Origin of the sequence: Pseudoalteromonas sp. SG44-1 (assembly GCF_014164315.1) — a bacterium.
Lineage (GTDB): Bacteria > Pseudomonadota > Gammaproteobacteria > Enterobacterales > Alteromonadaceae > Pseudoalteromonas > Pseudoalteromonas rhizosphaerae.
The window spans coordinates 27,982-40,551 of record NZ_JACJEW010000029.1; the positions used below are offsets into that span (position 1 = coordinate 27,982).

Sequence of the window (12,570 nt, forward strand, 5' to 3'; positions counted from 1 at the left end):
AGTAAATCCCTCACGATACGGTCATCCTGACCTATATAGTTTCTAAAGATATGACGCCCATCGATTTAGCCACATGGCCACGCCAACAACATTTCTCACTGTTTAAAGAGTTTACGCAACCCTACTTTAATGTATGTGTACAATTAGATATGGGGGCGCTGTATCGGTATTGTAAATCACAGCAATGCTCTTTTTTTCATGCCTATATCTATGCGACATTGCAGGCAAGCAATGCTTATCAACCAATGTTACTGAGGATCATTGACGGTGTACCTTGGCAACTAGCTGCTCAACGTGCCAGTGTTGTAGAGCTTGCTGATGATGATACCTTTAGGTTTAGCTATTTTTCACAACAAGCTACGTTTAACGACTTTCAAGTGCATGCAAATAAAGTTAGCTTAGCTGCAAAGCAACAGCCATTATTCTCAACTGCTTTTGCGCAAACCGAAGGTCAGACTGATTTGATCCATATTTCGGTTTTACCGTGGTTGAACTTTACAAGCTTCTCTCACGCACATACACAAGGTAATCATTTCGGCATTCCTAAATTAGTGTTTGGACAGTTTGATGCGCAAAAGGGGACATTGCCTATCTCAATAGATGTGCACCATGCATTGATGGATGGTTTACATGTAGCGAAGTTTATTGACCAGCTGCAGCAAAGCATAGACGCTCTGTGTGCTTAGCGTAGTCGTAAACGAATTGTGTTATTTAGTTAATGAAAATAAAACTCAGACTATGTTAGTATAATTCCTATACAAAAAATATAATGATAATTAACTACTAGTAAATCATTATCTATTTAATTTGCGTTAATGCTAAGTTGTTAGCTCGCCATAATTACGAAGGCGTTTAGTATAATGATTCGTTTAGGTCTTTGCTTTTTCTTTTTTGTTGTTTTTAGCAGCTTTGCTGCTGAGCAAACCCGTTTACCTCTTAATGACTACTTTGCCGAAACTTGGAATACCCGTTCTGGTTTGCCTCACAATAGTATCAATAGTGTGGTGCAAACAAATGATGGCTATATATGGATTGCCACATGGGAAGGATTAGCCCGATTTAATGGCCGTGAGTTTAAACTATTTACACGCACGGAAATAACTGGTTTACCAGATTCTGGTTTACGTAGTTTAGCCCCACAAGCTGATGGCGGTTTATATATCGTGGGTGCCCGAGGTGGGATCAGTCATTTATATCAAGGGCAATGGCACGCTAAGCCTAATGCCACTGCGATGGTAAATCATGTATTAAAAACACCTTCCGATGAAACTTGGTTAGCTCTTGAGGGCCAAGGTGTTGTATATCGAGAGTTTGATAGTGCGCCGGACACGGCGATTTTAGAAAACTTCAGTGCTTATCGCCTAATAGAAGACAAAGCCGGTATGATTTGGGCTGCAACCAGCAAAGGCTTGTATCAAATTAATAATAAAACAGCGCGATTAATTACTCCCGATTCAGGTTTACCACAAAGTCCAATATACACCTTGTATTTGACCCGCCAAGGTGAACTCATTGTAGGCAGTGAACAAGGCGCATGGAAGCAGGTGAACAACCGTTTTGTCAGTATTCATGCTCAGCTTAAAGATGAGGCTATCTCAAGTATTTTACAAGATGATCATGATGATCTTTGGTTTGGTACGATCAATAAAGGGGTGTTTCGATTAAGCCCGTTAGGACTTGAACAACTTGATGCTGACGCTGGTTTACCAGCCAATCGGATTTTATCGCTATTACAAGATCGTGAAAATAGTATTTGGGTTGGCACAAATGGCGGTTTGTACCGATTGCGTGAAGCTGCTTTTTCAACTTGGACCACAAAACGCGGTTTAACAGGGGACTATGTTCGCACCGTGCTGTCCCATTCAGATGGTAGCTTATGGGTAGGCGGCAGCCTAGGTTTAAACCGTATTGAAGATAATAAAGTAAACACATTCCCTGCTGCTTATGGGAATGATTCGTTATCGGTTTTAAGTTTAGCTGAGGATGCGCAAGGACATATTTGGCTAGGGACTTATACCTCAGGTTTGATGAGGATTATCAATGGTAAAGCTTATCCTGTTCTAGATCGTAAAAATGGCTTAGCCAGCAATGAGGTCAGGGCGTTATTATTTGATAGTGCAGGGCGCTTATGGGTAGGAACCGCAGCAGGATTGACACGAATAGATGTGGATGGATCACTGAAGCAGTTTTCAAGTGTAGATGGTTTACCTGGTGATTTTATTATAGCCCTTAGCGAAGACAATTATGGCAATGTATGGATTGGAACCGGCGTTGGGGTCGCATTTTTTAGCCCAAGTTTAGAAAAGTTTACGGCTAAAGTATTTCCAGCCCATTTTGATGCTGCATATGCTTTTGGTTTTTATGCTGAGTCTGAATATATCTGGATGGCGACAGACCGTGGTCTTGTCCGGTGTCATATCCCAACCGGAGAGATGAGTATTCTTGGGCGTGAACAAGGCTTGCCAGTTGATAAGTTGTTTCAAGTTGTGGCACAGGGAGATTCGTTTTGGTTATCTAGTAATCGCGGTGTGATCCAAGTTAATCAACAGCAAGTCAAACAGCGACTCGCCCAGTTAGCACAAAATAATGCGTTGCCAATCCAGTATCAGCTATATGATGAAGGAGACGGCATGCTTAGCGCCCAGGCTAATGGCGGGTCTAATCCTGCTGCGGTGTTGCATAAAGATGGCAGTATTTGGATTGCTACAGCGCAAGGGGCAAGTACTATCGTCCCTGAACGATTAAAGCAAGCTACTAAGAAGACATTACCGACAATTATTGAGGCCATGTATGTAGATGGCAAAATGACCCCCTTAGTGCAGCAAGATGAGGAAATCATTTTACCGCTGGGTGTTTCGCGGCTCTCTTTTCATTATGCGGGCTTAAGTTTTATTATGCCCCATCGATTGAATTATCAGACCCAATTGGCTGGCTATAACAATGTGTGGGTTAACCGTAATCAACTCAGTATTACAGAATATACTAACTTACCACCGGGCAAGTACACGTTCAAAGTACGTTCTGGCTACCCTAATGGGCAATGGCAAGATAATGATAAAACCTTAACGTTTGTGATCCAGTCATATTTCTGGCAAAAAACTACTTTTAAGATCATGGTTTTTATCGGTTTATTAGCATTGGTCTACGGGCTTTATAGATACCGACTTTATCATTATAAAAAAATAGAAATCGAGCTGATCAAGCGGGTTGAGCAACAAACTAATGATCTACAACAACAAACAGATGCCTTTGCTCATCAAGCAACCCATGATCAACTAACTGATTTGCCAAATCGTCGTGCCTTTGATTGTTGGCTCGCGGATAATTTTGCTGACTTTAAGCAACATGATTCACCTCTGGCTATTGCGATTATGGATATTGATCATTTTAAGCGAATTAATGACGGGTGGTCACATATTGTTGGCGACCGTGTAATTTGCGTAGTTGCTCATATACTAGGAGAGCTCAATGAGAGTGATGATAGTCAAGTTGCTCGCTGGGGAGGTGAAGAATTTACATTACTATTCCCTCATAAAACCGCGCAACAAGCCGCTCAATTATGTGAAGAATTACGTGTGCAAATTGCAAACTACGATTTTTCAAACATAGCTAGCGGGTTATCGGTAACGGTTAGTTTTGGAGTCGCAGATTCATTGGCAGTTAATGACTATGACAGGTTACTGGCGCAAGCTGACCAAGCGCTTTATCAAGCAAAAAGTAATGGGCGAAATCGAGTCGAAATAAATAAAATATAAAGATTAAAATGTGAAGTGAAAAGGTTATTAAAAAATTCTTTGACTGTTATCCTTCGTAGTTAAATTACTTACTATGAATACTTTAACTTTACTTATTGCTAATGTTATTTTCTATATTAAATGGACAGTCGATTTTATACATTAATTGCTATAAAAACAAACAATCCAGTTGGTTGTGGGGGATAAATAGACAATTCATCTTATGTTCAGATACTTAAGCCCCTGATTTGGGATTGTATTGTTGCGTTATAAGCAAGTACTTCGGTATACTTCACATGAGCCCAATCTGGGTAAAAATAATAAATACATGGAGTTTAAATGTTAAGAAAATCTGCTATTGCACTTGCTATTTCATCTAGTTTTTTCCTTTCTGGTTGCCTAGAAGTTGAAGATAATAATGACGATATCGTAGCTGCTATTGAAAATAATACTGATGCTCAAGCTGAGCTAAAAAGTGTAACTTTAACTGGATCAGTTAAACACTTATTAACAGGTGAGTCTGTTAATAATGCCCAAGTATCAATTAAAATTGGTAATGACTGGAGCGAGCCTGTCGCTGTTTCAAACGGTTTATTTGAATTAAATGAGCTTCCAAAAAACTCTGACTTTGTTCTGCTTGTCTCCAGTGCTGATGGTTCTTTTCAGGAGCGTGCTTTTTACGGTAAAACGAATTACGGTATAGCTCAATTGGGAAGTTTAGAAGTTTCAAGTGCTGAAACTGTGCAGTTTGAAGTACTGCTTAATGGTGAAAATACACCTGTAGCAGGGCTTGAATTTAGTTACAGTATTTCCACTGCATTTAATATGTACAATGAATTTTCGAATCGTAATGAACATTTTATTCGTTCTACCTATAATGCAGATACTGGTATGTACTCTATTGCTAAAGTAGCCGGTTTTACTGATCTGCTATTAATGGACCTTGATGTTGACAATGATGCTGTTGATGATTTTAGTTATAACAATCAGTCAGACAGTATTAGCCAAATTAATATAAGCGAGTTAACCAACGGAAATACTTTGTATGTTTCTAAAACAGCTGAAAACGCAAAGTTTGAAGTCCGTGTTTCAGTAATTAATGAACTTGGTAATACATTTGATAATTTGAACTTTGTTTCATTAAAAAATCTTACTAAAGGAACGCCAGCAACTTTCGATGCTGATAGTAAAGAGTATATTTTTGAATATAATGGTAGTTCAAAGATGAAACTACTTTTACCTAGTTTCGTAGATAGTTCAGGTAATCGCTATGATACAGGTGAAGTAAATCTTTATGCTACAAATGGTGGGGTGTCAGTTACTAACTCAAGCTTTAATAATTTAAATCGTTTTTATGAACTAGACGATGGTGTTTTATCACTAGTAATAAAGCCAAGAGTATCGTCGTTTTCCTCTAGGCCGCGAGTTGTTAGTGCCATAGCAGATGAAACATCTCAAAACTTCTATATGTTTATGGAAGCGCCTATTGAGTTAGTTGATAGTGCTGCGTCATTAATTAAGAAACGTCAAATAACGGTTGTTAAAGGTACTGATGATGAAAACGATTTTATTGCACAAGGCGTAACGCAAATTTCGTTTAATGACGTTTCTGTTCCTTTTACCTCATCGCTTAAATATAACGATACATTTGTTACTCTGTCACCAGCCGCTCCTCTTGTCGGCGGCCATTATGAGTATAACATTGAAAAAGTCAGTGTGAAGTCTACAGGTGAAGTCGTGAATATCTCAGCCGCAAGCTCATTTCGTATTGCAGATCAATCTCCTTTTGATATCAATCAATTGCGTTGGGATAATAATAACGGATTAACTGACGGCAAAACTATAGTACTTAAGAATACAGCTAATGAAGATGTTGGTTTTAAGCGTAAATCAAACAATGGTAGTCTTTACTTACCAGCATCAATAGCAACCTTAAGTCATTTTAAAGTTAATTTGCTAGGCTATACAGCCAATGGAAAAGTAAATCCTGCACTAATTGAGAGCACAATTGTATCTGATGGCAACATAAATATTAGCGAGATTAATACAGTTTCAGTTGCTGTTAATGAAACTATTTTAATTGATGACTACTCTGTTGATTTCTACACAAGCCTTCCTGATCGTCAGTGGTATAAGTTATCAAATAATACTTATCAAATAGAAAATCTTGATGACAATCAATTAAGCAGTAAAAATAATGTTACTTTTGGTTATGAGTATGCTGTAAAAGGCAGTTCTGAAATTGTTACAGGCAAAATTACCTTACCTGTGCTTTAAAGGTTAGCTGTTTCTACGGGGGGGAGTTTTGTACTCTCTCCCTTTTTTATCTTCCTTAAAAGGGGGGTCTCACTGAGTTAATAATGTATTCGACAGATATATTTCCTGTTATTAGATATTGACTATTCTGGGGTCAGATAAACTCGTAAGTGTCATTAACAAAGAGTGCTATACGATGGACTTGTGTATTGATAATTAAGATGATCCCAAATTCAATTTTGAGGTTATATATTTAAATCGCCTAGAAGCTTGGTTTGTTGACAATATGGGTGTATGTTTTTTTGGTAGATAAACACGCTACAGGCCATTGCTTTTCGAGTATATAATATATACTAATACATATATTAAAACATTTTATTAACATTTAGTTGAATTTGATGCTATACCTTTTGTTCCCACTTTGGGGTCTTTTTGATGTGAACAGAAGGAACAAAAGATGAAAAGTAAGATGATATATGTAGCTTTAGCAGGTGTTTTAGGTGTGTCGCCAGCGTTGTTTGCACAAGGCCATAAGCATAATGATTTTAACTTTACTGCACAGTCCATTGAGTCACTTAAGTTAACCTCCTTGGTGGCTGTGGACGATACTCAGTTTGTGTTCAATAATGACTTGTTGCGTGAAGATTGGGATAATTTCTTTGCACTGCATGCGCCTGTACTGGAAGATAAAAAAGAGCGTGTTTTGCACTGGGCAGGTTATACAAGTATCAACCCTAAAGTTATCTTAGCGTTGATTGAGCTGCAAAGTGGCTTACTTTCTGATCCTGACGCAGATATTAATAATGCTTTTGCAGGTTTATCGGACGAACACGGTTTTGATGCCCAGCTAGAAGATGTGGTAATGATGTTAAGTCAACGTTTTTATGCATATAAACAGTGGCAAGATAGCCAAGCCACCCCGGAAACATCAAAGTATGCGGGCGAGGAAATCACCAATAGAGTCAATACCAACAGCAGTACTGCAGCGACAGTAGCATTGGTCAGTGTTCTTAAAAAACAAGTATTAAGCAAAGATAATGTTAATTACGCTAAGAGCGATCTAACCGGCTTTTTAGCGACGTTTGAGCTTCTATTCCCTGATAGTCGCGCTCAGTTACAAAGATCCTCTAAAAGTGCACTACAAAGTAGCAATCAGCAGTTTGCCGCGGCTAGTTTTTCAATGAACTTACCATGGTCATCAGGTTATTATTGGTACAGCGGTGGGGCTCACTCTAATACTGGCTCTGGTTATCCATATTCATCGCTTGATTTTAATGATGGCTCTGGTGGTTGGGGCGCAAATACACCATATGTTCAAGCGGCGCATGGCGGTACTATCACACGTTTTTCGTCATGTAATATCCGCGTAACGCATTCGAGTGGATATTCAACCAACTATTATCATATGTCTAATCTGCAGTATAGTAGCGGTGATTTTGTGCAGCCAGGTGCATGGCTCGGTCGTTATGCGAACAATTATAACCAAGCACTATGTGAAGGGGGACAATCATCAGGTCCTCACGTGCATTTTACTTTGTTGTATAACGGCCAGCAGGTGTCATTACATAATCAATATATTAGTGGTCATCGTATTGATGTCGGCAATAGCAACTACGATGACAATTGTAATCGTTTCTACTTTGAGCGTAATGGTTACCGTACTTGTGCATGGGACCGTTTATATCGTTAATATAATTGATTTTACGTAATAATATAGTTGACCGCCTTTAACATAGTTATGGGCGGTTTTTTAGCTGTTGCTAGGCTAGATGATTGAATTTTATCCTCACAGGACATATTAATAAGCTACACCTGTTGATAGGACCTCGTAATGGTAAATGGATTATTAATATTTGCGCTGATTGCGTTTGTAGTTGTTTATTGGCGTTGGCCGGTTATTCAAAACCGCTTGTGGCAAAAAAAGTATCAAGATTATCGTTTAGATGAAAAGCAAAAAACATTATTGTTACGGTATATGCCTATCTATCAAAAAATGACGGATGCTGATCGGGAAAAATTAGAGCGTCATATTGTCTGGTTTCTAAATGAAAAACGCTTTATTGGTTGTGATGGTTTAATTCTAAACGAGAGTATGAAGTTAATAATTGCTGCGGATGCATGTGTGTTGGTGCTTAATAAACCATGGCCACTTTATCAAAATGTGAAAGAAATTTTGCTGTACCCAAGTGCCTATTACGCGCCGCAGACATCTCGTGATAGTGCCGGATTAGTAAGCTATCATAATACTGTTCGTCAAGGCGAGTCATGGCCTGGAGGGACTTTAGTTCTAAGCTGGCACGATGTGCTTGAAGGGAATCGTTTACCCAGTGACGGACATAATTTAGTGTTTCATGAATTTGCTCACCAACTTGATCAAGAAACAGGTAAAACCACAGGCACGCCTATATTAGCTAAAGAGGCAGATTATAAACAGTGGGGGCGTGTTTTTAGCCGCGCTTATAATCAGTTAAAAACTCATGTTGCGTATAATATGCCGCATGTTATTCATAGTTATGGTGCAACTAATGAAGCCGAATTTTTTGCCGTGATCACCGAAACTTTTCTCGAAAAGCCCAGTGAGCTGCGCCATTATGATCCTGAAATATACAGTTTATTGGTCGGCTATTATCAGTTTGATCCAATAAAATGGCATTAACCGCCAAATAACGACGCTTTATCAGATATCGCTGGTAACTTGCTGCCGTTTTTGTTGCAATCATGTTTATAAGATGAAAACCGCAATAAAAATAAGCGAGAAGGCGATGAAACAAATGCTTCATACAGCAATGGCTGTAGCTGTGTCACTGGCGCTATATGGTCAGGCTCAGGCACAAGATAATGATGACAAAAAATGGCAAGTGGATGCGCCACAAGGGCAATTTGTTGATGCTAATATTAGTGTCTCTCAAGGCACTTGGATGAATATCGATGTCAGTCCTGATGGCAAAACCATTGTGTTTGATTTGCTGGGCGATATTTACACTATGCCGATGGCTGGTGGCACTGCCACTCAACTGACCTCTGATATCGCATGGCAAATGCAACCGCGTTTTAGTCCTGATGGTAAACATATTGCGTTTACCTCTGATCAAGGTGGCGGTGATAATATCTGGTTGATGGATTTAAACGGTGAAAATCAAACGGCGGTAACCGATGAAACGTTTCGCTTATTGAACAGCCCCGCATGGAGTCCCGACGGCGACTATATTGTTGCTCGTAAGCATTTTACAGCGAGCCGTTCATTAGGCGCAGGTGAAGTATGGCTTTATCATAAAGCGGGTGGCAAAGGTGTACAACTCACTAAACGTGAGAATGATCAAAAAGATTTAGGTGAGCCGATGTTCTCACCGGATGGCCGTTATGTGTACTTTTCACATGATGCCACACCGGGTAAAACCTTTCATTATTCAAAAGATTCGGTTGCTGGCATTTATAAAATCAAACGCTATGATCGCGAAACGGGTGAGATAGAAACGATTATTGATGGTATGGGCGGCGCGATTAGACCAACCCCGTCGCCAGACGGTAAGAAGCTTGCGTATATTAAACGAGATGATTTTCAAACTAGCCTCTACCTATATGACTTAACCAGCGGTAAGCATACTAAGCTATATGACAAGCTTGAACGTGATATGCAAGAGACTTGGGCTATTCATGGCGTGTATCCAACCATTGCATGGACACCAGATAATAACCAACTGGTATTTTGGGCTGGCGGTACTATTCATAAACTTGATGTGCAAGATGGCGATGTAGAAACCGTACCATTTGAAGTTAAAACCAGTAAGAAAATTCAACAAGCAGTGCGTTTTACACAAAATATTGATAGCGATGAATTTGCTGTAAAAATGTTGCGTAATGTACAGATTTCGCCGGATGGTGAAACAGCAATTTTTGAAGCGCTAGGACATATTTATAAACGCGATTTAGAGTCAGGAAAAATAAAGCGTTTAACTGAACAAAATGACCACTTTGAGTTGTTCCCGCAGTTTTCCCGTGATGGTAAAAAAATAGTCTATGTAACCTGGGATGATAACGAACAGGGGGCTGTTCGAGTTGTCTCTGCGCGTAGTGGTCGCGGTGATGATATTACCACAGAGCCAGGTAAATATGTTGAGCCAACATTTAGTCCTGATGGCAAAACGGTAGTGTACCGTAAAGCCTCAGGAGGCAGCATTTTAAACCCTGATTGGTCACTGCATCCGGGTATTTATGCAGTGAGTAGCAAAGGCGGGAAAGCTGAGTTAATTTCTAAAAGTGGTTATCAGCCGCAGTTTGCATCAGCTAATGATCGAGTTTTTGTGATGAGCCCATGGCCTAAGCCAACGCTAAGTGTGGTTGAACTTGATTCGAAAAAAATCACTAAGCTTTATGAGTCAGAGCATGCTACTGAGTTTAGAGTATCGCCTGATGGCAAGTACCTCGCTTTTGCTGAACGTTTTAAAGTGTTTGTTACGCCATTAGTGCAAAGTGGTAAAACCATTAATATTGGTCCTAAAGACAGCCAATTTCCGATTGAGCAGTTATCTGTTCGTGCCGGTGAGAATATCAGCTGGAGCGCCAGCAGCGATAAACTGTATTGGACGCTAGGCCCAGAGCTTTATCATGCAAGTTTGGCAGGTTTATTTGATATCAATAAAGCGGATGACGCTGACTTTAAAGTAAAAAGTGGCGATAACATTGGCTTTAGTAGCAAAATGGCTGAACCAAAAGGCATGATAGCTTTAACGGGCGCACGTATTATTACCATGAAAGGCGAGCAAGTCATTGAAAATGGTATACTATTAACCGATGGTAAACATATTAAAGCCGTTGGTACAGCTGTTGATATTAACATTCCAAAAGGCGCACAGGTAATTGATGTATCTGGCAAAACAATTATGCCAGGAATTGTTGATGCGCATGCGCATGGTTCACAAGGCAGCGATGAGATCATTCCTGAGCAAAATTGGAAAAACTTAGCGGGCCTATCGTTAGGCGTCACGACAATTCACGATCCATCAAACGATACAACAGAGATTTTTACAGCCAGCGAAATGCAAAAAGCGGGGACTATTGTAGGCCCACGTATTTTCTCAACCGGTACTATTTTATATGGTGCCAATATGCCAGGTTATACATCACACATTGATTCGTTAGATGATGCTAAATTTCACTTAGAGCGATTAAAGAAAGTTGGCGCGTTTAGTGTTAAATCATACAACCAACCACGACGTGAACAACGCCAACAAGTAATTGAAGCTGGCCGAGAGCTTGAAATGATGGTGGTGCCAGAAGGTGGTTCATTATTACAGCATAATTTAACGATGGTGGTTGATGGTCATACGGGCATTGAGCACTCAATTCCCGTGGCGAATATTTATGATGATATCAAGCAGCTTTGGTCACAAAGTGATGTAGGCTACACGCCAACACTTGGTGTGGCATATGGCGGCATCTGGGGAGAAAACTATTGGTATGATAAGACTGATGTGTGGAATCACCCGCGCTTAAGTAAATTTGTGCCAAAAAACCAATTATTACCACGTTCAATGCGCCGTGTTAAAGCACCCGATCATCACTATAATCACTTTAACAATGCACGGGTAGCAAAAGAGCTACAAGATTTAGGTGTTTTAGTGAATCTAGGTGCACATGGTCAGCGCGAAGGCCTTGCAGCGCACTGGGAGATTTGGATGTTTGCTCAAGGTGGTATGAGTCCACTGGAAGCTATTCGTGCGGCGACGCTTGATCCGGCCAAGTACATCGGCCTTGATCAGAATATCGGCTCATTGGAAGTCGGTAAACTTGCTGACTTAATGGTGATTGATGGTAATCCACTGACTAATATTCGTGATACAGATAAAGTTGATTATACGATGATCAACGGTCGGTTATTTGATGCCGCGACTATGAATGAAGTTGGCAAAAAAGCACGCGACAAATTGTACTTTGAAGATAAGTAATTATTAGTGTTATAACCAATCAAAAGCGGCTGAACAGCCGCTTTTTTTATATGCTACTTGCTATAAGTTGGCGTAATAATACTGGGTCTTGCATTAGTGTATTACTGGAGTGCGTCACTCTAGCTTGACAGATCATACCTTCTTTTAAGGTCATTAATAATTGTGCTAACTGTATGGTTTTTTCTAACTGACCTTTAAGTTGTTCTGTGTGTGAGAGTTTATCGAACAATAATTGTAAAACTGATTCTTTGTGTGCTTTGCAAAGCATCGCGATAGGGTGCTCGCTGTGTGGAAACTCCGCTGCGGTATTAATAAAAAAACAGCCATTAAAAGGTCCAAGCTCAGAGACTTTATTATCTATCCAAGCGGAGAGTGCGCTAAAAAGTGCATTAGCCACTTCGAAGGGGGTATTGCAGTTTTCTAATTGTTCATACAACCACTGATTAAAGCGCTGATCTCTGAGCTCTAAACACGCACAGATCAACTCATCTTTACTGACGAAATGATTATAAAGCGTTTTTTTTGCAACACCTGCTTCTTTAAGTATTTCATTAATGCCTACCGCATGGATCCCTCTTTGATAGAACGCACTGAGTGCGGTATTAATTATCTGGGTACGTTTATCCATGGTTGCT

Annotated in this window: 7 protein-coding genes; 6 read left to right on the top strand and 1 reads right to left on the bottom strand. The window is 39.9% G+C overall.

Annotated features, from left to right (window positions below; genetic code table 11):
- Positions 1–50 precede the first annotated feature (50 nt).
- The 6 genes from H5187_RS14165 (at position 51) to H5187_RS14190 (ending at position 11,935) form a co-directional block, all read left to right on the top strand.
- Positions 51–686: a CatA-like O-acetyltransferase gene (locus tag H5187_RS14165; RefSeq protein WP_182718435.1), complete on the top strand. Its 636-nt coding sequence runs from the start codon at positions 51–53 to the stop codon at positions 684–686.
- Positions 687–860: 174 nt separating this feature from the next.
- A complete protein-coding gene (locus H5187_RS14170; RefSeq protein WP_182718434.1) occupies positions 861–3,755 on the top strand; it encodes a ligand-binding sensor domain-containing diguanylate cyclase in 2,895 nt (964 codons plus the stop codon).
- A 318-nt stretch (positions 3,756–4,073) separates the two neighbouring features.
- Positions 4,074–6,011, top strand: a complete 1,938-nt coding sequence (locus tag H5187_RS14175; protein ID WP_182794595.1) for a hypothetical protein — start codon at positions 4,074–4,076, stop codon at positions 6,009–6,011.
- A gap of 436 nt (positions 6,012–6,447) precedes the next feature.
- The gene (locus H5187_RS14180; RefSeq protein WP_182794596.1) at positions 6,448–7,680 is read left to right on the top strand and encodes a M23 family metallopeptidase; all 1,233 of its coding nucleotides are present in this window, start codon (positions 6,448–6,450) and stop codon (positions 7,678–7,680) included.
- Between the two features lie 141 nt (positions 7,681–7,821).
- A complete protein-coding gene (locus H5187_RS14185) occupies positions 7,822–8,646 on the top strand; it encodes a M90 family metallopeptidase (RefSeq protein ID WP_149982835.1) in 825 nt (274 codons plus the stop codon).
- Between the two features lie 106 nt (positions 8,647–8,752).
- The gene (locus H5187_RS14190; RefSeq protein ID WP_182797972.1) at positions 8,753–11,935 is read left to right on the top strand and encodes an amidohydrolase family protein; all 3,183 of its coding nucleotides are present in this window, start codon (positions 8,753–8,755) and stop codon (positions 11,933–11,935) included.
- A gap of 46 nt (positions 11,936–11,981) precedes the next feature.
- Here the strand turns inward: H5187_RS14190 and H5187_RS14195 are convergent, their stop codons facing one another.
- Positions 11,982–12,563 carry a TetR/AcrR family transcriptional regulator gene (locus H5187_RS14195; RefSeq protein WP_182761282.1) on the bottom strand — a complete coding sequence of 194 codons (582 nt, stop codon included), beginning with the start codon at positions 12,561–12,563 and terminating at the stop codon, positions 11,982–11,984.
- Positions 12,564–12,570 lie beyond the last annotated feature (7 nt).